General features: G+C 42.0%; 16 protein-coding genes. 12 read left to right on the forward strand and 4 right to left on the reverse strand.

The window, feature by feature from the left end; genetic code table 11:
- Positions 1-30 precede the first annotated feature (30 nt).
- Positions 31-5,052, reverse strand: a complete 5,022-nt coding sequence (porU2, locus tag BM386_RS11015; RefSeq protein WP_091693831.1) for a putative type IX secretion system sortase PorU2 — start codon at positions 5,050-5,052, stop codon at positions 31-33.
- Positions 5,049-6,158, reverse strand: coding sequence for a putative type IX sorting system protein PorV2 (locus tag BM386_RS11020; protein ID WP_139235901.1), 1,110 nt, complete (start codon positions 6,156-6,158; stop codon positions 5,049-5,051). The genes porU2 and BM386_RS11020 overlap by 4 nt, the downstream gene beginning before the upstream one ends.
- A gap of 837 nt (positions 6,159-6,995) precedes the next feature.
- Here BM386_RS11020 and BM386_RS11030 point away from each other — a divergent pair.
- The 9 genes from BM386_RS11030 (at position 6,996) to BM386_RS11070 (ending at position 16,489) form a co-directional block, all read left to right on the forward strand.
- A complete protein-coding gene (locus tag BM386_RS11030) occupies positions 6,996-7,325 on the forward strand; it encodes a PadR family transcriptional regulator (RefSeq protein WP_091693836.1) in 330 nt (109 codons plus the stop codon).
- Between the two features lie 184 nt (positions 7,326-7,509).
- Complete coding sequence (locus BM386_RS11035; protein ID WP_091693839.1) at positions 7,510-9,501, forward strand: PspC domain-containing protein; 1,992 nt, start codon at positions 7,510-7,512, stop codon at positions 9,499-9,501.
- A gap of 62 nt (positions 9,502-9,563) precedes the next feature.
- The gene (locus BM386_RS11040) at positions 9,564-10,964 is read left to right on the forward strand and encodes an MBL fold metallo-hydrolase RNA specificity domain-containing protein (RefSeq protein ID WP_091693842.1); all 1,401 of its coding nucleotides are present in this window, start codon (positions 9,564-9,566) and stop codon (positions 10,962-10,964) included.
- 49 nt (positions 10,965-11,013) lie between these two features.
- On the forward strand, positions 11,014-11,490 hold the full coding sequence (locus BM386_RS11045; RefSeq protein ID WP_091693845.1) for a hypothetical protein: 477 nt from the start codon (positions 11,014-11,016) through the stop codon (positions 11,488-11,490).
- 707 nt (positions 11,491-12,197) lie between these two features.
- Positions 12,198-12,767: an RNA polymerase sigma factor gene (locus BM386_RS11050; protein WP_091693848.1), complete on the forward strand. Its 570-nt coding sequence runs from the start codon at positions 12,198-12,200 to the stop codon at positions 12,765-12,767.
- Entirely contained in the window at positions 12,760-13,560 is an 801-nt protein-coding gene (locus BM386_RS11055; RefSeq protein ID WP_091693850.1) for a hypothetical protein, read from the forward strand. Before BM386_RS11050 ends, BM386_RS11055 begins: the two co-directional genes overlap by 8 nt.
- Positions 13,561-13,591: 31 nt before the next feature.
- Positions 13,592-14,623 carry an outer membrane beta-barrel protein gene (locus BM386_RS11060; protein WP_091693853.1) on the forward strand — a complete coding sequence of 344 codons (1,032 nt, stop codon included), beginning with the start codon at positions 13,592-13,594 and terminating at the stop codon, positions 14,621-14,623.
- 124 nt (positions 14,624-14,747) lie between these two features.
- Positions 14,748-15,548, forward strand: a complete 801-nt coding sequence (locus tag BM386_RS11065) for a hypothetical protein (protein ID WP_091693855.1) — start codon at positions 14,748-14,750, stop codon at positions 15,546-15,548.
- An 11-nt stretch (positions 15,549-15,559) separates the two neighbouring features.
- The gene (locus BM386_RS11070; protein ID WP_091693858.1) at positions 15,560-16,489 is read left to right on the forward strand and encodes a DUF4097 family beta strand repeat-containing protein; all 930 of its coding nucleotides are present in this window, start codon (positions 15,560-15,562) and stop codon (positions 16,487-16,489) included.
- A gap of 379 nt (positions 16,490-16,868) precedes the next feature.
- Here BM386_RS11070 and BM386_RS11075 read toward each other — a convergent pair whose 3' ends face one another.
- The gene (locus BM386_RS11075; RefSeq protein ID WP_091693860.1) at positions 16,869-17,408 is read right to left on the reverse strand and encodes a hypothetical protein; all 540 of its coding nucleotides are present in this window, start codon (positions 17,406-17,408) and stop codon (positions 16,869-16,871) included.
- On the reverse strand, positions 17,386-18,489 hold the full coding sequence (locus BM386_RS11080) for a ferredoxin--NADP reductase (RefSeq protein WP_091693863.1): 1,104 nt from the start codon (positions 18,487-18,489) through the stop codon (positions 17,386-17,388). The genes BM386_RS11075 and BM386_RS11080 overlap by 23 nt, the downstream gene beginning before the upstream one ends.
- A 219-nt stretch (positions 18,490-18,708) precedes the next feature.
- Here BM386_RS11080 and purB point away from each other — a divergent pair, with 219 nt between their 5' ends.
- The 3 genes from purB to BM386_RS23645 all read left to right on the forward strand — a co-directional run bounded on the left by purB (position 18,709) and on the right by BM386_RS23645 (position 20,902).
- Positions 18,709-20,052: an adenylosuccinate lyase gene (gene purB / locus BM386_RS11085; RefSeq protein WP_091693865.1), complete on the forward strand. Its 1,344-nt coding sequence runs from the start codon at positions 18,709-18,711 to the stop codon at positions 20,050-20,052.
- A gap of 132 nt (positions 20,053-20,184) precedes the next feature.
- Positions 20,185-20,577, forward strand: a complete 393-nt coding sequence (locus BM386_RS11090) for a hypothetical protein (protein ID WP_139235889.1) — start codon at positions 20,185-20,187, stop codon at positions 20,575-20,577.
- 184 nt (positions 20,578-20,761) lie between these two features.
- Positions 20,762-20,902, forward strand: coding sequence for a hypothetical protein (locus BM386_RS23645; protein ID WP_170857082.1), 141 nt, complete (start codon positions 20,762-20,764; stop codon positions 20,900-20,902).
- The last annotated feature ends 15 nt before the right edge of the window (positions 20,903-20,917 follow it).

Genomic DNA, 20,917 nt, shown 5'->3' on the forward strand with positions numbered 1-20,917 from the left:
CTCCCTCTCCCACCGTTACCAAAGACGACATCACCTCAACAAATACATCTTCCCGTACCCCTTCTTAAATGCCTTGTCGCCTGCAGTAGGTCTATGCTCCATAAACTGCCCGTTTTTGCGGACCAAAACTCGATAGATATACACGCCATTGGCTAGCTGGTCGCCAAACTCATCTTTTCCGTCCCAAGCGTATTCGGTTAGGTTGTTTCCGATGCGGATTGGCCCCAGTTCATTCTGTAAGATCTCCCGGACTACTTTACCAGTCACGGTCATAATCTGAATCTTGATTTCATCCGGCACTTCCATCCCGGTGACCGTAAAGACAAAGCGAACAGAAGTGCTGAAGGGATTTGGATATGGATAGAAATTTGTAATCTGGGATTCATTGATCACTTCGAATGTAATCTCATAGGGCTCGCTAGAATCCTCATTAGTTACTCGAAGTGTGTAAATCCCATCTTCCAACGGCCCTGGAATCAGTGAAACCTTGAAGTCCTCATCTTCAGAAGCCGGAGTCCAAGTCAAGTTTGGATTGGAGAAATTTACCCGCTTGAAGTCACAGGCTTCGCAGTTTTGCTTTAGATAGAGATCCAATCCTACTGTATCCTTTTTGTACAATAGCGTCTGGTCGTTTTTCAGCAAAGCCGTAATCAGCACATTCGGTGAGACAATATCCCCATCCATGATATAAATCCCGTCAAAGTTCACATCTAACAATGCTGTGGAATTATCTCCTTCAACGACAAAGTATGAACCCATATCCACCTGATTGTTTCGGAAAGTCTGCTCCCGCTGAATCCTAGGATTGGCAAAAATTTCCAGCTCATTCTCCCCGGTTTTTCCTATGGAATTAAACTCTATCGTAAAGTCAAAGCTTTCCCCGGCTTTTAAAGCAGGGAACTTCTTCGAAAACTCCTCGACTTTCTTGCTGCCCAGATTGGTCATCTTCCAATCCACCTGAATTGAATCCAGGAAGTTATACTGGGAAATATTCTTGAATTGCAGTTCCAAAAGCCCTGCTTCTCCTTCTCGCAGATTAACTTGATCCTTGGCTGATTTCAAGATCAAAACTCCCTCAGGAACTCCTGTATAATTCACCTGCCACTTGTCGAGCTGAGCCGGAGCGGTGGACTCGGGATCATTCATGCTGTAGCGCAGTTTCAGATAAGGATAAGTCTGCGAATTGATAAATGATAGATCCATTTCCTGATCAAAGGAATTACCGATCAGCAAGTCTTCTTCCCCATTTTCCTTCACCCCAATGATATCAAAGTAGGTTTTCTCCTCCTCATTGATCCAGTTTCGGGTATTCACATTCTGGAAGAAACGCTCCCAAGTCGATGCTGGCCCAACTCTCGGTGTCAGCACTACCCCAGAAGTCAGGTAGCCCGCTAATTCGGTATCGAAGGAAAGTGTCTGCTCCCTCTCCGGCACATCTATATTCTTATTTCCTATGATCTCAATTGCCTCGCCTGGACGCATGCCTTTTCTACCATAGAGGATATATGGATCACCGGTTTTCAAAGCTCTTAGTGTTGCCTCACTTGCTCCAAATTCCTTCATTTTCTCTATCGCTGCATCAGGCCAGGCTTCGAAAGTCACATTACCCACGGAGAAGATCACCACATAATCCCCGTCCTTGACATTATTCACATAGTCCAGCAGCATGGTTTGTCCCGGTGTGGTAATCCAGGAATTCTGAATGCTCTGAATCATCTGAGGAACCCGACCGCATGCCCTGGAATCCAGAATATCAAATCCCGGAACCGGAATCGCCAGGTATGGCATCAGGCTTTTTTGCTCAAAAGCCACCAATCCCAAGGAGCCGTTTGGACAGAGACGGCTATTGGCATTGTTCACATTATCTATGATCTGTGGGATTTGATCCAGGTAGAATTGGGTGTTTCTAAACGAAAGTGAATCCACACCCGCGCCCACCGTAAACACCTCCACATTTGCCTGAATATCCAGGTATTTCCATCTCCGGTCAGATTCGCTGATTTCCAGATTGGTCAGCTGATCATCATCCAGTTGGTAGCTGGTCCGCTGCGTCCAGCCTTCAGGACCCGAGGGAATGTAGGAAAAGCTGGAATTTGTCCAGGCGTCAGTTTCGCCCGGCTTTGGCTCCTGGTATTTTGACCTCCAATAGAAAGTCGTGCTATCAGAGAAAGCCGTGAGCGATAAAGGCATTTCCGCCAAACCACGCGTGGTCACACGAATTTCTTTGCGATAAGCGGAATTGAAAGCTGCCGCGGTATCCAACTGTATGATCACCGTTCTATCCTCGGAGATTTTACCCGGTACCTGAGCAATTAGCTCTGTCTCTTCCTCGCTAACAATCCCATATTCCAGAGGATATAGATTCAGCGTGCCACTTAGCGGGATAAACTTGGCGAAGGTCACGCTATTGTTGGTAAAAGTCATCTCATCCACATCCATAGCCGAATTCACCTCTATGGTAAAGGTGTTTTCTCCGGCAGAATTTCTCCCGGTATTTGGGATGGAGAAAAAGAGGGAATCAATTCTAGCTACATATGGGATTTTTACCTGGTCAAAAGTCTCAGTAGTGCCATCGGCTAATCTTCTCGATACTTTGAATGAAATAGAGTCCGTATCCACTCTACCGATATTTCTCAGTACAAAACTCAATTTCAAACTATCTGAAAGCACCGAAACAGGCACTTCATCAAAGCTTTCTACCGAAACTTCAGCAACGTTGACGGAATAGTCCGCTTTGTCTGCAGGGAAAATCCGAACTCCAGGATCGCCATAATTGATCATCTGCTCCATGTGGGAATAGGAAAGCGGACTGGTGCCATAGTTTTCCACATAAGCCTCTTCAGCCTCCCGCTTCACCTCACCAAGCGTGCGATATATTAATGTACTATCCGCAAATGCTTTTCTATAAAACATATCCGAATAGCGTCTCAGATATACATCCACTCCTATGGCAGAGTTGGCGATCACAGACACTGCTCCCTTTTCAGGCGTAATCACCCAGTCCTCCCCTTGTGTGTAGCTATTGCCATAAGCAGCTCCATAATCACAGCCATTAAAAAGCATGATGGGATATTTGCCTTTGTTCTGATAATTCAGCGTGGGATCAGAGGCAAAACCGATTTCTATATCTATCACAGTCGGTGAACCATGACCAAAAAATGTCAGCATTGAGCGGCCTTCATTCAGATCTCCCGTGATATCGATCACCTCTATGGTAGAGTTAGACCGCTTACGATAGGTTGTCACATTTCCTCCCAAGTAAGGCCCTTCGGCTATGGTTTTGAAGCCATTCATGAAATTGAAATACCGCTCCAATTCAAACTCGGAAACCCCTCCAGTGAGGTGAATAAGCTCTTTTTGCCAGGAACCGGAAATCCCCACAGCATCCTTTTCTATCGCTTTGCTCAAGTAATCTGCCAAGTGCTGTGCATTTCTTGCCGGTATTCTACCCACCGCCAAAGCAGGAACATCAGGCTTAGAAGGATCCAAGCCGAGGGTGTAGATATTATCGGAAAAGGGAAAGCCACCAGCAGGAATCAGGTCCCGAAAGCTAAATGCCCCAGGATTATTTCTATAATAATAGGTTACACCGCCCGATCGAGCTGTGGAATACATGGCCAAAGATCTTCCTGCTAATAGCAAATGCGTAGGCTTATGCACCGGGAAGTAGGCTTTCAGGAATTCATAGATCGCAACTGGGGAGTATTCTCCGTATGCAAACTGATTGTACAAATCCTCCACTTTCACCGTCAGGGTATCAAATCCTCCACCTGCCGGAGATCCCCTGTGTTCGGCGTAGGCTTTCAGAGGATTATCAAATTGATTAGTTGGCTGCTCCAAGGCGCTATGCCCCACCAAAATATAATTTGCAGGCTGAGCTAGGTAGTTCCTGAATCGCAGGGGCTCTACTGCCAAAACCTGAATAATATTCTCCTCGTTTTGCATCCAAACCTTACTGGAGTCTGTGGGTACGGCAGACCTGAAAGCCAGGGATTGTTGATTGACAGCCAGCTGCACTTTCTCCGGATTGAGCGGGTCGGAAATTTCCATTGCGGAATAATTTCCAGAAAGTTGGGAAAGCTGAATTTGTTGGTTTCCCGCAGGGGAAATGAATAGTTCGGAAGTAAAATCTCCTACGCTCACGGTATTACGGAAAGTGATTTTAGCGTAGGCTACCGATACATTATCCACAGATTCAGCTCCTGCCGATTCGAAGGAAATCACCACACTTCCATCCGCATTGAAATCTGTCATAGCCAGATCGACAACTTGCTGATTACTCACAAACCCGGCGAAATTGGCTGTGCCGATCAATCGCTGGGTAGTAGTATTCGGTCCCGCAAAAATCCTTGTACTATGGGCATTTTCGGATCTACCTACCAACCCGAATTCTAACTTTGCAGCTCCGGGATTTGCCATGGCACCCAACTGCTCAAAGGTGATTCTCCGCGTGTTTCCCTTAGAAATCACCGAGGACATCCAGCCTTGGCCCAAGTCAAACTTGGACAATCTGAATCCCAATGCATACGCTACTCCGAGGGAATATTGCTCGCCCAGTGCGAGTAGCTCTTCGGATTCATAGTTAGTAGCCTGCGGCAAAGAAGCCTCTGGAGCTGGACGAAGATTCATCCGTTTCCCATTTTGCCCTTCGCTAATCGTAAGAAAAAAAGCGGTGGTGTCTGAAGTAGTATTGAAGTAGGGATTGGGAATCTCTTGCAAATCAGTGTAAAGCAATTTGTCAAGTGTTCCGTCATTCCTTCGCCCATAGAAATCTATGTAGTCTCCGGCATCCAAACGCCCGTCATTTTCTCCCTCAATGTGAATGGCCACTTCCTTCCCTCTATGATAAAGCCGGATAGTTCTAGGATCCAATCCATCCAAGTTGATGCCAGCACTACTCAGTGCAGAAGCTGAAATCCGGTGGATTCCATCGCTTCCCGTAGGTATTTTATAATACGTCTGATCGTAATTATACCAAACCGGCTGCTGCGCTTGCGCCAGCGAGGAGAGGAAGACAAATGCCAGAAAAATGAATAGTAGTTTTTTTATCATTTGTTTGTCCAGCTTTTAAATTTCCTGAAGTCAGGGTCCAATTTCTCCAAACTCACTTTCACACTAAACACATGTGAATAGGGCGTTTCAGACACATTTCCGATATCGGAAAGTGCATAATCAATTTGAAATCGCTCAGAGATAAATACGCCGATGCCCATACTAGGCTGCATATTCAGGCTTTCATTTCCCTGAAAATCTTTGATGTATTGGAAATTGCTAATACCGGCACGTATAAAAGCAATATTCTGAAATCCTGCTTCCAACCCAAACCGAGGATCTATACTTAGAAGCGGCGTACTGATCACCGTATTTCTCTCCCCATCAAAAGTCATATCCAGATCCAAGGTGGTCAGCAAACTGAATTGCTTACCAATCTTCCAGTCGTAGGCAATACTAGAAATCGCGCGGGGCAAAGTCAGCTCCACCGAGTTGACCGGAATCTCATTATCTGTCTGAGAATAGATGTCCCGAACCAATTCTGCATCGTGAGACCAAGCGTTGAACGTAGTGGTAATATCACGAACCATCAGTCCTAGGGTGAGCTTATCTTTCACATAGATTCCGCCTACATCCAGTCCAAAACCCCAAGCCTGAGCGAATTTACCAACATTTCTATGGATAACTTTGGCATTCATTCCCACTTTGAATTTGTCGGAAAGATCTCTGGCATAGCTTAGCAAAAGGGCATAATCAGCAGCATTGAAAAACTGGATGTTATTATAATTCAGAGCCCCATTGGCATCGTAGAGAAATCTAGTGTCTGGAATATCATCCACGCCAAACCGGATCAACGAAACGGCCACCTGGCTTTGATCTTTAATAGGGGTAGAAAAACTCAAATAATCGTATTGTGCCACGCCGGCGAAGTACTCGGAGTGCATCAAGCTAAATTCGTATTTATGCTGCACGCCCATCAAAGCCGCAGGATTCCAATAGGCAGCGGTCACATCTCTAACAGCCGAAACCTGAGCACCGCCCATCCCCAAGGCTCTTGCCCCTACTCCAATACTCAAAAATTCATTGGAATACTTGGGTGCCAAATCCTGGGAAAAAACGCTTTTGCTCCCTGACAACAGGAGGAAAAAGAGAAGGGAATAAAAAATTGTAGTTGCTCTGCTAAAATTCACATTTCAAAATAAACCAAATAATCAATCCTATGGTAACTCGGGTGAAAAATAATGAAATAATGCCGCTATAATTATCTCCAGTGATGCCAACAACCTTACTTTCTCAAATTATATAGCTGGAAGACCGAAGACCGGTGACCGAAGCAGCCTCAATGCTAGTGTTAACCATATACTTAAGTCAGAATTACACCTATCGTGCCGTTGGCACTCTGTGGATTCTCAATACACTTTTTCACCCCGAATTTCGCTGCGCTGTATTCGGGGCTGATATGGGTTTTGCCGTTGGCAAAAAGTCACAATTAAAATGCAAGCGTATCAGGTTCTAGCTAAATGATCAAATTGAATAAATAACTGTATGCTATCTATTTTATCTATCCAGAAAAGTACCAATCAACGCCAACCCCCTTGCCAACGGCAAGGTCAATAAAAGCCCAGAATGCAATTCTGGGTATGAATCGTTTAGTTATATTTATAGAGTGCCAACGGCACGATCAGTAATCAATTTGCTTCTCGAAAATGCCTATCACCTGTCCGTCCCCGTACAGAAATATGTTCAGAAAGTTAACATTTTAGTAAAGTTGGAAAGGCAATATTTTCCGGGAAAAATTTTTTCTCAGGATGCTCAAAAAAACACAATCATTGATTTAAGTAAAATAAGAGCACTTTTTGTGCTATTTCTCTATACCTACTACCTGTTTATGGCAAGGAATTAGGTTATACAAGGTAGCTTGGAAAAGATTGGTATCATTTTTCTTCAAGAAGTGAGGAAGGGAATAGGATTTCCCCGAAACATTGACACATAATCACCTTAACATGAATGTCGCCAACACACAGATTCAAATGCGCAAGGGACTCTTAGAGTTTTGCGTATTGCATATCATCTCCCGAGGCGAGGTTTATACTTCAGATCTGATCGAGGAGCTGACCCAAGCTCAAATGATCGTAGTGGAAGGTACGCTGTATCCACTTCTAAATCGACTGAAGTCTGCCTCACTGGTAGAATATCGCTGGGTTGAGTCCGAATCTGGACCGCCAAGGAAATATTATTCCATCACTGAAGAAGGAAAAGCCTTTCTAGGCACACTCTCCACCACCTGGGATTCACTAGTCAATTCCACCCTTCTCATCACCTCAAAGAATTGATTATGAAATCGAGCATGTTACCGAAAAACACGGAAGGAAGTTCACCCACTAAGCGAGATTCTATGTGGCCTTTGAAAAATAATCATAAGCACATTAAATCGAGCACAACATTAAGTATCTCAAAGTGGAGCAACTCTCTATCAGGCGAGATTCCATCTGGCCATAAAAAATTAATGACAAGCAGATGAAAAAGACGATAAGTATAAACATCAGTGGAATTCTCTTCCACATCGAAGAAGACGGTTACGATACGCTCCGAAAATATCTGGATGGCATCAATCGCCACTTTTCTTCCTATAAAGACAATCATGAGATCATCTCTGATATTGAAAATCGTATTGCTGAGATTTTTCTAAGCAATCTGAAAAACAATAAGCAAGTAATCACTGCTGAAAACGTAGATAAACTCATCGAAAAGATGGGAACCATCGCCGACTTTGCTTCTGTAGAGGAGGAAGTCGCTGAGCAGCAAATGGAGGAAGAAAATCTTGAGAAGGATCAGGATTTCTACAAATATGTAACTCCACCGGATGCAGAGAAGAAAGGTTACAAAAAATTGATGCGTCTGGAAAACCGGAAAATCCTGGGAGGCGTTTGCGCCGGAATAGCACATTACTTCACCATAGATCCACTTTGGACTAGACTGATTGCTATCCTGTTATTATTCTCTGGTAATCTTCGTTTCAACTTTGGCTTTTTGGATATCTGGCCATTTGATGACTTCAGACTCAACTTAAGTTTCGGGCTTTTCGCAGCGGTGGCTTACATCGTGCTATGGATTATTCTACCTGTTTCATATGAAATAGAAGAAGACAAAAACATCAAGAAACTGTACAGAAACCCTGACGACAAGGTAATCGGAGGTGTAGCCAGTGGATTGGCAGCCTATTTCGGTGTAGAGGTTATCTATACGAGATTGGCTTTAGTGCTATTGATATTAGCCGGTGGTTCGGGCTTCCTGATTTACCTGATTCTGTGGATCATCACTCCTGTGGCCAGTTCGATTACAGAGCGTATCCGAATGAAAGGCGGAGAAATCACGCTGGACAATATTGACTCTACGATAAAAGAAAATATCAATCCTATCCCAAAGGCTCCTGAATCTAGAACCAGACAAATCCTTATGACTCCTTTTAGAGTAATCGGGCAGATCATCGAAGCGATAGGAAGCGCGTTGGGACCATTAGGAAGGTTCTTCCTGAATGTGATCCGGGTGATCTTTGGTTTGCTTGTCTTCTTCCTTGGATTAGGGCTCACGATCACGCCAATCTTTAGTGCTGCTATTTACCTGGGAATATTTAGCAATGATGACTACCGAGTATTGATGGACAATTTCCCAATTGAACTATTCTCGAATCTGGTTCCACTTTGGCTGGTGATAGGAGCATCTTTCTTATTGATCATCCCAGGAATTATCATCATTCTTCTTGGCTTGAGCGTCTTGATGCAAAAGAATTTGATCGGAGCAAGATTCGGGTTTGTAGCGCTTGGCTTATGGTTGCTGTGTGTAGGTATATGTGCCTTCCAGATTCCATTGATCATTGCTCAATTCAAAGAAGAAAACTGGCATAAAATAGAGCAAACTGTACCTGTCAGCGATGGCATAATGATCCTACGTCTCAACCCAATCGGCGAAGAATCAACTTTCAACAATGTAAATCTGAAAATCGAAGGCACATCAGACTCTACGGTTACACTTCGGGAAGAATTCTTTGCTAGAGGAAAAACCAAAGCGGAAGCGATGAACAATGCCAAAATGATCAGCTACAATTATGATGTACTAGACTCTGTGGTCACTTTCAATGAGGGGTATGACATAACCAACTTGGATACTTTCCGAGACCAAAAGCTAAACCTATTCCTTGAGGTTCCTTATGACAAGCCGTTTATTATGGAGCGTTCCCTTCTGGAAATTTTGAGAAACACGATCTACAGAAATGGCTATCAATCCACTGACCTTTCTCAAAACACCATTTGGTCTTTCAATCAGCAAGGCTTGGTTTGTCTGACTTGCAAAGAGGAAGTAGCTCCAGACGATGATGAGGAATCAGAAGGAGTAAATTTTGAAGTGGAAGAACCTGAAACTGGAGAATACGACCGGGCACAACTCGACAGTATCAGCAGGGCAAAGTTTAATCAGTCCCAAGCTCCTGTCGATAGCACAGTACTTGACTAAGCAAGGAGGCACTCAAATGGGTGCCTCTTTTTTTGTATCTTTTGGTTTAAACCCAAAGGAAAATGGATGTAAGCGTAAAGTTTTTAGGTGCTGCTGGCACAGTGACTGGCTCCAGATATTTATTGGATCTGGGAGATTTTGAATTTCTTGTGGATTGTGGGCTTTTTCAGGGAAGAAGAGAACTGCGAAGAAGAAACTGGGATAAATTCCCCATGCCTCCAACTGACATGGAAGCAATCATCCTCACCCATGCGCACATGGATCATATCGGTTGCCTGCCTAAGCTGGTCAAAGACGGGTTTCGAGGCCCTATCTATTGCACAGCGGTGACCGCAGAACTTGCAAAAATCTTGCTCCTAGACTCCGGAAAATTGCAGGAAGAGGAAGCTGAATATGCCCGAAAGAAAGGATATTCCAAGCATGAAAATCCGGAACCACTTTATACGGTAGAAGACGCCGAAGCTGTATTCCCTCTACTCGTTCCCAAAGATTTCAAAAAGCCTTTTTCCATACATCCTTCTGTGGAAGTGACGTATTATCATGCTGGCCATATTTTGGGAGCAGCGATTGTCAGGATTGTGATCAAAGGAGATTCACAAACCAAAAAACTGGTATTCTCAGGTGATTTGGGAAGGTACCATGATCCTCTATTATATCCTCCGACTCTAATCCCGGAAGCGGATGTGGTTTGGATAGAATCAACTTACGGTGATCGTGTCTCAACTACCGTTAAAACTGAAGAAGAACTGGCAAAAGCCATCAACGATGTGTTTTCTAGGGACGGACTGGTGATTATTCCAGCATTTGCGGTAGGCCGTACACAACTAGTGATGTACTATTTGTACCAGTTGGTGAAAAAAGGAAAAATCCCAAATGTGCCTATTTATCTGGATTCCCCAATGGCGATAAATGTATCCAAACTATACAAAGAATTTCATCAGGACCACCAGCTCATCGCGGTTCTTGAAGACACCGTCCAGCATCCATTCCAGCATTCTCAACTACACTATTATAGAAAGCAAGAACAATCCCGCACCCTTAATGACTTGAAAGGAAAAGCTATAATTATTTCTGCCAGTGGCATGGCAACCGGTGGTCGTGTCCTCCACCACCTTTTCCACCACCTTCCAGATGAAAGAAATGGAGTTGTTTTCGTAGGGTATCAGGCTGAAGGCACACGCGGAAGGAGACTGGTAAATGGTGAGTCGGAAGTAAGAATTTATGGTCAAGAAGTACCTGTAAAGGCTAAAATCTACAGTGTGGAAGGACTCTCTGCGCATGCCGATCAGAACGAGTTAATAGAATGGGCAGAAGGTTTTAATCAAAAGCCGAAACTTGCCTTTATTGTTCATGGAGAAGAAGAAAGTGCAGGTGTACTAGCTCAAAAACTCAAAGAAGAATTAGGCTGGAATACCATCATCCCAAATTATTTGGAATCATTTATGCTGTTTGAGGGAATTTGATACTTCGGGATAATCCCTTAGTATATAAACACCCTTTAACATCCCTTTCATGAACCAACTACCTAAACTACTTTTTGCTTCGGCTTTTACACTGCTTCTTTTCCAATGTGCACCATACCAACCAGAAGGTCAAGGCGTAGTTGGTTTGGTCACTTGGCAAGAAGGTAATCAAATGCCAATGATGAATGAGGATGACGAAGAAGGAAAGAAAGATAAAAGAGTAACCGTGGGGGAACCAGTTAAACGAACTCTGCGCGTGTATCCTTTAATCAAAATCTCGGATGTGACTTTAGAAAATGGTCTTTTCCAATCTGTGGCTGCCAAACCAATCACAGAAATCGAAATGGACGAAAATGGCAGATATTCCATCAATTTAAGTCCAGGCAGATATTCTATACTTATCGTGGAAGAAGGTGGCCTTTTCGCCAGCATATTTGATGGAGATGGAAATATCCAACCTGTCACTGTAAAAGAAAACGAATGGACACTGCTTGATATCGTGGTTAATTATAAAGCGGCTTATTAGTAAGAAAGATTAAGCCCAATGATGCCAATAGCTATATTTTCCTTGTTTTACTGGATGGAGTACAGGAGACCGAAGACGGAAGAGGCCTTGAAGCTAGCGTTACACAAATCTTAATTAATTATTCTCATTACTGATGGAGCGTTAACTCAGATTATAAAAATTGTCTTAATACTTAAAATTTTTTGTATCCGCTTTATTAAATGTTCGAGAATTATACATGGCTTTAGTGAAAAATCCTCCTTGCCCCCTTTTGGAAAGGGGGAATTGCCAAATTTGAAATTCTGCTATCAGTTCAAAGAACATACCTGCAGTTAATCGGACACAGATATAAAATTTATATACATCAAAACACTGATCCTGAAGGGATCAAACCCTAAATAACCATGGGTGCAACCCATGGAATTAGGAACAAAACACAGATCCAAACCCTGAAAGAGTTGAACCTGACAGATTATCCAAATAAGGACTTGTCTTGCTAAAATAAAACAGCAGGGCAAGTCCTTTTCTTTTAAATCCTTACATTCGATAAAATAAAAATTAAAGAAGAACGTATCGTTTTAAAAACACATAAACTGCTTATTTTAAGATGATTACAAATAACACAAACCAGTACAGAGCTTAGAAAGCAAAAAATATTAACTTTTTTTCACTAGCCCACGCAACCATTTTTTCAATACGGGCATCTACCTAATTGAAAGCTAATTCAAATGTTCAGCAGAGTCAATTTTTCAACCGAATCAGGATTATTACAAGGATGTCTCAAAGGAGACAGAATGGCGCAGCGCCACCTGTATGATCAGTACTCGGGAAAATTTTTGGCCATCTGCATCCGATATCTAAAAGATCGGGAACATGCCGAAGATGTGATGATCGAAGGCTTCATGAAAATCTTCGAGAAACTACCTCAGTTTCAGTCAAAGGGGAGTTTCGAAGGCTGGATGAAACGGATCATCGTCACTCAAGCGCTCATGACGCTAAGAAGTCATCGTCATCTGATGATGGAGATCAACATGGAAAATGAGACTGAATATCAGGATCACAACTATGAACTCAATCACATGGAAACTGAAGATTTGATGAGAATGGTAGAAAGCCTCCCTGTAGGATATCGGACAGTTTTCAACCTGTACGCAATCGAAGGTTTCTCACATCAGGAGATAGCAGATCTCTTGGGAATTACAGAAAGCACTTCAAAGTCCCAGCTCAATCGGGCAAGAAATACTTTGAAAGAAAAAATTGCCAGTCAAACACCAAAAGAAAGGAGAATCAATGGCTAAGGAAAAAAATAATCTGGATCAGTTTTTCAAAGAAAAACTAGAAAACCATACAGAAACACCAAGCAAATTAGCTTGGGAAAGATTAGAATCTCAGTTGCCTCAGAAGTCCAAGTCCTACAAGGGGATCTGGTGGGCAGCCGCTGCTTCACTTACACTCCTATTCACTGTTGGGTACTTAGTAATGCGTGAGGGAGATGTGACAGTTGATCAGCCAATACTTGCTGATAATACCACTGAAGAAGTAATTACTCCAACTCCAGCAGAAATCACAACACCTGAAGAAACTGAGAAAACCCAAAACGAAATTGAAAATCAGCAGGCTGCTGAGGAATTGAAAACTAAACCAACTACTACCACAAAACCTAACGCCAAGCCTGCTGATACTTCTTCTAGTACTCAAAAACCTCTAGCTACTTCTCCTCAAAATCTAGTCGCAATGAACGAGGTAAGAGAGGAACCAAAACAAGAATCAGTGGAGAAAGTAACAGCTCCTAAAATCGAAGTGGAAACACCTGAATTTAAACAAGCAGAACTACCTCCTTTAAACTTGGAACAAACTGTAGCTGAAGTCACTGAGCCTGTCGAAGCTGAACCGGCTTACCGGGTTAAAATCTACTCCGACGGGTTAAAAGAAGAACCTAAGGACAAAAGCCTTATCGCTGGAATCGGCAAAACAGTAAACGAAGTGGAAGGAATTTTAGGCAAAGTAGATCAGGGATTTGCAGACCTGCAGGATGCAAAAAACAATCTATTCGCCAGCATCACTTCCAAAAAAACCAGAGCTGAGGACTAAACTCACCAACTAGCATTAATCGAAACTAAAAATGAAGAAATACCTCCTATTATTTTGTTTGATGGCCATCGTGCAACTAGGATTTGCCGCAACCATGCCATCGATAGACCACAAAGTCGCAAGCGACAGTGTAGTTGTAGAATTCGGGAAATCCGGAAGAATCGTCATCATCGTTGAAAGCAAGGAAGACTTCGAAAAGCTGAAGCTGATGAATATCAATCAGATCATTCGTGAACTTGATCTGGAAGAAGATGAAGAAAGTGGAGAAACTACTATCGTAGAAATCAAGAAAAAAGATGGCTCATCCAAGCAAGTTGTAAAAGTGACTGAAGATGGAGCAGAGACTGAAGTATATATCGGAAATATGCGTCTGCTGGTTGATGAAACCGGAGAAAACACAAAAGTCCGTTTTGAGCCGGGACTAAAAAGAAGAAGTGATCCACCTTTTAGAACTTACTTCAACCTTGATCTAGGGGTAAACAACTACCTGGAAGACGGCAAATTTCCAACCTCTGATAAACCATATGCTGTAAAAGGCTGGGGAAGCTGGAATGTGGGAATCAATTGGATGGCCGCCCAGCGAATCTCCAAAGGCTTCTATTGGGACTTCGGTCTTGGATTCCAGTTCTACAACTTCAAGTTTGAAAACAGAGATTTCCAAGCGATACGTGGCGATGAATCCATAGACTTTATCCAACGTAATGACGTGGATGGATTCAAAAGCAAGATCTCTGCTTCCTACATCACTGCCATGACGATGCTGGAACTGGATTTTGGCAAAATGAATGACAATGGACGCAGAGGAGTGAGAATAGCTGCAGGGCCCTATGCTGGATATAGATTGGGTGGCCAATCCAAATACGTCTATAGAGAGCTGGGAGGATCAGGTCGTAGTAAAGACAAGCAAGACACAGGACTCTATCTGCAAAACTTCAGGTATGGTATCCGAGGCGAGTTGGGAATAGGAAGAGTTAAATTCTTCACCACTTACGACCTGAATGAATTGTTCCAAGAAGGAAAAGGTCCAGCGCTTAACCCGATTACTTTTGGAATAGTATTTTAAGGAATTACATCATCAATAATTGAGTCAGACTGAACTTCCTAGCTAGCTATCCGGGTCGGAATAGGCTTCGACTTCGCTCAGCCTGACAGTTAAAAAACGAATTTTTAGTCAAACCTTTAAAAAAATGAAAACTACACTACTACCACTATTATTTTTGGTTTTCTCCTTAAGCCAAGCTTTTGCTCAGGGCGAACCAGACACGGTGATTTACACCAAAACTAAGGTCATCAAAGTCTTCGGTAATTCCTGGACCTACCAGCAAAAAGAAGACGGAAAATGGATTCTAGACATAGAAGAGTCTGATGAAGTAAAAATCAACGACATTCATAAAAAGAGCCGATTCACTGCTGGAATAGACACCGAGCTTGGAATCAATCAAGTCGCTCCCACAGACCAAATGCCGACTGTGAAGCCTTGGGGTTCTTGGTACTATGCTATCAATTTGATGGGGACTACAAAAGTCTCTCAAAACTTCCATCTGTATTCTTCTATCGGGGTAAACTGGTACAATTTCAAACTGGAGGATAGAAGTTTGATCGCAGTAAAAAACCCTGACGGTATAGAGTGGGTAGAATTCCCTGGACCCGGTACAGGTACAAAATCTAAAATATCAGCTTCCTACCTGAATTTCACTTTAGTCCCTACCCTACTTACCAATAACCACAAACTACGACTTGGACTAGGTGGCTATGCAGGCGTAAGAATCGGCGGTCGTGGCAAATTTGTTTACGACGATGAAAATGGCAAAAAGCAAAAGCAATTTGAGAAGTCTAACATGTACGTGGAAAACTTCCGATATGGAGCCCGTGCAGAAATCGGAGTAAGTGATGTTACACTTTTCTTTAACTACGATCTTAACAATCTTTTCCAAGAAAATTTAGGCCCGGAAGTACAGGCAATCAGCTTCGGAGTCACTATCAGATAAACAACTTAACTATGAAAAAATTCTTCAAATTATCAAGCTTGGCAGTAGCCATGATGCTGATCTCAGTTGTCAGCTTTGCACAGAAAGTATTAGTAGATGCCAATAAAAACTACTCAAACATTAAAGCTGTCGAAGTAAGTGGTGGCTGGCTAGATGTCACTTATATGGGCGGTTCAGATTCTGATGTGAATGTGGAAGCATTTCTTGAATCATCAAATGAAAACCAAGACATCATTTTTGTGACAGTAGGCGATGTACTGAAAATCTCCTATGAGCAAGGCTCAAACAATTCATCCTGGGGTAATAACCGAAACAAAGGCTATATCAAAATCACTGGTCCAATGAATATTGACCTGGATATGAAAAATTCCTCAGGCACTTTGACAGTAGATAAAGTAGTTGGTGATAAAACAAACCTGAGAGTATCATCAGGTAAAATCACTGCAACCAATATTTCAGGTGATCTGGCTATCAAAGCGAGTTCAGGATCCCTATATATTGACAAAGTCTCAGGAGACATTGACGCTGGCGTGACCTCGGGAAATGCAGACATCAATAATGTGGGCGGTAGTGTAAAGTATCAGTCCACCAGCGGTTCTTTGACAGCTGATAGAGTTAAGGGAGAATTGAGTGTTGCACTAACTTCAGGAAATGCAAAGTTGAGCAACATTGGTTCTTTAGGGTCAATGAAATTCACATCTGGAAATATCCGCGCTACGAATGCCGGACTAAGCGGAAATACTAATTTCAACGGTACTTCAGGGAATTTCAAAATCCAGACTCCATCGGATTTGAAGGACTATAACTTCTCACTCAGAGCTTCTTCAGGAAATCTAAGAGTGGGTGGAATAAACACAGGCAAAAACCTGGAAATTGATAATGATGCTTCGGAATGGGTGAAGGGATCCATCTCCTCAGGAAATATCTCCATAGAAAATTAATTAGCTATAATGATCCGAAAAGGCCAATCCATCTGGGTTGGCTTTTTTTGTGAGTTTTTTTTACCGCTGGGGGGCACAGAGGGTATCGCAGAGTGCGCTGGAAATAATTGATTTCGCTCTTTCAGAGCTTTAGGAATATCCTGCAAATCAATAACCCAGCCCTATCGAGCTGGGCTGAAATATATAGGGCTTTCAGCCCTCACATAAGATTATAATCTTAGCCACTTAACCTTTCTTCCATTTACCCCATACTATTGTGCTAAATTCTTGGTTCTGATTTCTTGATTCTCGGCTCTTGACTCCTGGTTCTGACTTCTTGGCTCTAACATCTTGATTCTAATATCTCAAGTCTTAGGTCTTATATCTAAACTCTTAAATCTCATTCCGGTCTCGACGCCAACCTAATAACCTCAGCATCTTCCTTACTTAGTTTCAGCAACTTTGTAATACGTTCTGGGGTTGGTTTGGCAACAGAAAAAAAGAAAAGCGCCACAGCAAATATCACGTTGTAAATAGCCGACCCAAAAAAGAGCAATCCAGCTGAGCATATTAACGCGATCACAAAAAGTATCAAATACCGCTCTCTAGTAGCGCTTGCATATATCTTTAATTTCATCAGCAACTCGTCAGTATGGAAAACTGCCTTAATTTTCTTTCGAAAAAGTAAGTACTGGGCTAACAAAAGCCCGATTCCTGCACCAGACAAAATTTGCCCAAAAACCATTGGCAATTCTGGTAAATCCCAGGTTATTTCTCCACTGGATTGATACAAATAGATCATCCCAAAAAGTGGCAAAACCAAGATTAAGAGGATCAAAATAAGTTGATCCAGGTTCTTGTAAACCCGCCTGAATTCTTGGTTTTCCAGACTTGGAGTTTCGCTATTATTATCCAAATTACTCAATGGTGATTTTGACATCATCTGTAAGTGGATGGCCCACACAGCAAAGCACGTAACCCGCTTCAATTTCATTTGGGCTTAGGCCAGCATCCTCATCCATTTTCACTTTACCACTTAGTAATTTACCTCTACAAGCAGTACAAAGTCCGCTTTGGCAGCTATAAGGCATATTTAGGTCCTGAGAAAGACCAGCTTCCAGAATAGTTTTGTCAGGCGAAACAGTCACAATGCTCTCCTCTCCTTCCAAAATCACAGTCACATCACGAGTCAATAATCCTCCTGTAATCCCGTGAGCAGCATCCTCATGTGCTTTATCGGCAGCAGCGGAATAGAAGCTTTCGCGATGGATTTTTTCTCTGGCAACGCCAAGTCCCTCAAGAACCTCTTCTACGTTATCCATGATTCCTTCAGGCCCACAGGCAAAATATTCCTTTTCAAACTCAGGCTCAGATTCTGCTTTTTGAACAAATTCAAATATAGTCTCCTTTGACAATCTGCCACACAAGCCTGACCAAGCCGCACCTGGTTGGCTCAAATTATGAATCACTTCCAATCTATCAGCGTTTTTCTCAACCAAAGAATCTAATTCCTTTTTGAAGATAATTTGCTTCTCATTTCGACTACAGTATAAAAGAGAGATTTTGGAATTCGGCTCATTTACCAAGACAGATTTCAAAATCCCCATAATAGGCGTGATCCCGCTTCCAGCAGCTACCAAAAAGAAGTGCTTCTTGTTTTTGGAGTGAAAATCTGTGGTGAAATTCCCTAATGGCTTTAGTACGTTAATTGTTTTTCCTGGGAAAACACGTTCATTTAAAAAGTTGGAAAACTTACCATTTGGAACACGTTTTACAGAAATACCCGGAAAAGGATCCACATATGGCGAAGTACATAAGCTGTAAGATCTACGTTGTTCTTTGCCCTCAAACTCCATCACCAATGTCAAAAACTGACCTGGCTTATAATCCAAAAACGGCTCTGGCTGCTCAAAATACAAGGTTACTGTATCCTCGGTTTCTTTTACTACCTCTCTCACTTTTAGCGGTAAAAACTGTGGAGCTTTTACCTCTTCCTTCTTTTTCTTAAATAAATTGAACATTCCTGATCTGAGCTTTTTATCTGTTTAACGGTTGCAAAAATAACCTTGTAAGCCAAATATTCTGGCTTGTGGGTGATTATTTGATCATGATAACTCAGATAATGCTTCACTGGTTCGAATTAATTGAAGGTTATTTCCCGAATTAGACGATTCAGAATCGAAGTTTTGGCTTCAAAAAATTAACTTTGCAGCTTCCTAAAACCAAATTGATTAAAAGAGATGGAATTAAATGCATTGACCGCGGTGACTTCTGTAGATGGACGCTATGCTGGCAAAACAGCTCCACTTAGAGCTTATTTTTCTGAATTTGCCCTGATCAAATACAGAGTCCACGTAGAAGTAGAGTATTTCATAGCACTTTGCGAACTTCCATTACCTCAATTGAAAGACTTCGACAAAAGTCTTTTTGAGAACCTTCGATCGATTGTCACCGACTTTTCTATGGACGATGCGGAAACGATCAAATCCACTGAAAAAATCACTAACCACGACGTGAAAGCGGTGGAGTATTTCTTGAAGGAGAAATTTGATGCGCTAGAGTTAGAACCGTATAAAGAATTTATCCACTTTGGTCTGACTTCACAGGATATCAATAACACAGCTACTCCGCTAATGTTGAAGGAAGGATTGAATGAAGTAATTTTGCCACAGTTGGATGCAGTAATCGAGAGACTTCAGGTGTTGGCAACTGAGTGGAAAGACATTCCCATGCTTGCAAAAACGCATGGTCAGCCAGCCTCTCCTACTCGCCTGGGCAAAGAAATCGAAGTGTTTGTGGTAAGACTGAAAAAACAACTGGAATTACTTCACCATATCCCTTACTCAGCCAAATTCGGCGGAGCTACAGGCAATATGAATGCACATCATGTAGCTTACCCATCATTCAAATGGAATGAGTTTGCCTACCAGTTTGTAGGGGAATACTTGGGTTTGGAAAGAAGCTATCCAACGACTCAGATCGAACATTATGACAATCTTGCAGCTGTTTTTGATGGGCTAAAAAGAATCAATACTATCCTTTTGGATCTGTCTAAAGACGTGTGGCAGTATGTAGCAATGAATTACTTCAAGCAAAAGATCAAAGCCGGAGAAATCGGGTCATCTGCTATGCCGCATAAAGTCAATCCAATTGATTTCGAGAATGCTGAGGGGAATTTGGGTATTGCCAATGCACTTTTGGAGCACTTGGCTGCCAAGCTTCCAGTTTCTAGGCTACAGCGTGACTTGACTGATAGCACGGTATTGAGAATTATTGGTGTACCGCTAGGTCATATGCTAATTTCCTTTGAGTCTTTATTAAAAGGACTAGGTAAACTGGAATTGAATGAAGCAGCTATTCATGCTGATTTGGAAGAAAACTGGGCGGTTGTAGCTGAAGCAATTCAGACAGTACTAAGAAGAGAAGGATTCCCAAAACCTTATGAAGCGCTGAAAGATTTGACTAGAACCAATACAAAAATCACAGAAAAGTCAATTTCAGAATTTATAGCTAATCTTCCCATCTCAGAAGAGTTAAAAGCGGAGTTGAGTGTGATTTCACCTTTCAACTATACTGGAATTTAAATACTGAGATTGTAAATATTTCAAAGGTCGATAAAAGCCGAAACTTTAGCAGTTTCGGCTTTTTTGTAACTTAATCAAAAACCCAAAAAGAAATATTACGTTACTTTACGAGTCAAACTAATGATTTCTCCGATGAAACTTTATCTTTTTTCAATTACTGCAATCTTACTTTTTAATTTCAATTTACTCGCACAGGAAACAGATTCTACCAGTGAATTTAAAGAACCTGTAACAATTAAATTAATATGCAGGCAGCGCGATATATCTTCTGTTCCTTTATTACTTAAGTATAGAAACAAATGCCTTTTCATGCCAAGTGATTTGGATGCTGCTAAAAGAGAAGAATTGTTGTCAAGTATAAATCCTGCCATGATAGACAGCATCAATGTAAAGCGAAATGAGGAAGCTTTGACGTACAATGACCTCCAAGTGGAAAGTGGGCTGATTGTTGTTTATCTAAATACCACTTTCAAGAACTCTGCGTCCCAGGAAGTCCTATCTGAATTTAAGCTTCCAAAAAAATAACCTGAGAAAATTCCCGCACTTTGCATCCTCACCATCGCTTTACCTTTTTGATCTACAAGTAATTAGAAGATAAAAATTGCACTTTTCTTATAAAAAAGGAGTAAATTACTTTCACCAAACAAAAAAAGCATTTCAAACACAGTCAAGTGCTTTTATTTCTTTTCATCATCAAACACTGTAAGTCATGCCTGCCAGAAAAAAATTAGTCGATCCTGTCTTAAATACTTCTTTGGAGAAAACAAACACAACATCTCAGGAAATAAAAATCGATCTCAATTCCCCTGAATTAGTCCGAAAGAAAAGAGTAGATCCAGCAGGATCCTAATCCGTGAATGAGACA

Source organism: Algoriphagus locisalis, assembly GCF_900116615.1.
In the GTDB taxonomy this organism is placed as follows: Bacteria; Bacteroidota; Bacteroidia; order Cytophagales; family Cyclobacteriaceae; genus Algoriphagus; species Algoriphagus locisalis.

What these genes read in the sequence shown, in the direction of transcription:
- porU2 (WP_091693831.1), bottom strand. Translation starts at nt 5,052, where the DNA reads ATGATAAAAAAACTACTATTCATTTTTCTGGCATTTGTCTTCCTCTCC.
- BM386_RS11030 (WP_091693836.1), top strand. Translation starts at nt 6,996, where the DNA reads ATGAATGTCGCCAACACACAGATTCAAATGCGCAAGGGACTCTTAGAG.
- BM386_RS11035 (WP_091693839.1), top strand. Translation starts at nt 7,510, where the DNA reads ATGAAAAAGACGATAAGTATAAACATCAGTGGAATTCTCTTCCACATC.
- BM386_RS11040 (WP_091693842.1), top strand. Translation starts at nt 9,564, where the DNA reads ATGGATGTAAGCGTAAAGTTTTTAGGTGCTGCTGGCACAGTGACTGGC.
- BM386_RS11045 (WP_091693845.1), top strand. Translation starts at nt 11,014, where the DNA reads ATGAACCAACTACCTAAACTACTTTTTGCTTCGGCTTTTACACTGCTT.
- BM386_RS11050 (WP_091693848.1), top strand. Translation starts at nt 12,198, where the DNA reads ATGTTCAGCAGAGTCAATTTTTCAACCGAATCAGGATTATTACAAGGA.
- BM386_RS11055 (WP_091693850.1), top strand. Translation starts at nt 12,760, where the DNA reads ATGGCTAAGGAAAAAAATAATCTGGATCAGTTTTTCAAAGAAAAACTA.
- BM386_RS11060 (WP_091693853.1), top strand. Translation starts at nt 13,592, where the DNA reads ATGAAGAAATACCTCCTATTATTTTGTTTGATGGCCATCGTGCAACTA.
- BM386_RS11065 (WP_091693855.1), top strand. Translation starts at nt 14,748, where the DNA reads ATGAAAACTACACTACTACCACTATTATTTTTGGTTTTCTCCTTAAGC.
- BM386_RS11070 (WP_091693858.1), top strand. Translation starts at nt 15,560, where the DNA reads ATGAAAAAATTCTTCAAATTATCAAGCTTGGCAGTAGCCATGATGCTG.
- BM386_RS11075 (WP_091693860.1), bottom strand. Translation starts at nt 17,408, where the DNA reads ATGTCAAAATCACCATTGAGTAATTTGGATAATAATAGCGAAACTCCA.
- BM386_RS11080 (WP_091693863.1), bottom strand. Translation starts at nt 18,489, where the DNA reads ATGTTCAATTTATTTAAGAAAAAGAAGGAAGAGGTAAAAGCTCCACAG.
- purB (WP_091693865.1), top strand. Translation starts at nt 18,709, where the DNA reads ATGGAATTAAATGCATTGACCGCGGTGACTTCTGTAGATGGACGCTAT.
- BM386_RS11090 (WP_139235889.1), top strand. Translation starts at nt 20,185, where the DNA reads ATGAAACTTTATCTTTTTTCAATTACTGCAATCTTACTTTTTAATTTC.
- BM386_RS23645 (WP_170857082.1), top strand. Translation starts at nt 20,762, where the DNA reads ATGCCTGCCAGAAAAAAATTAGTCGATCCTGTCTTAAATACTTCTTTG.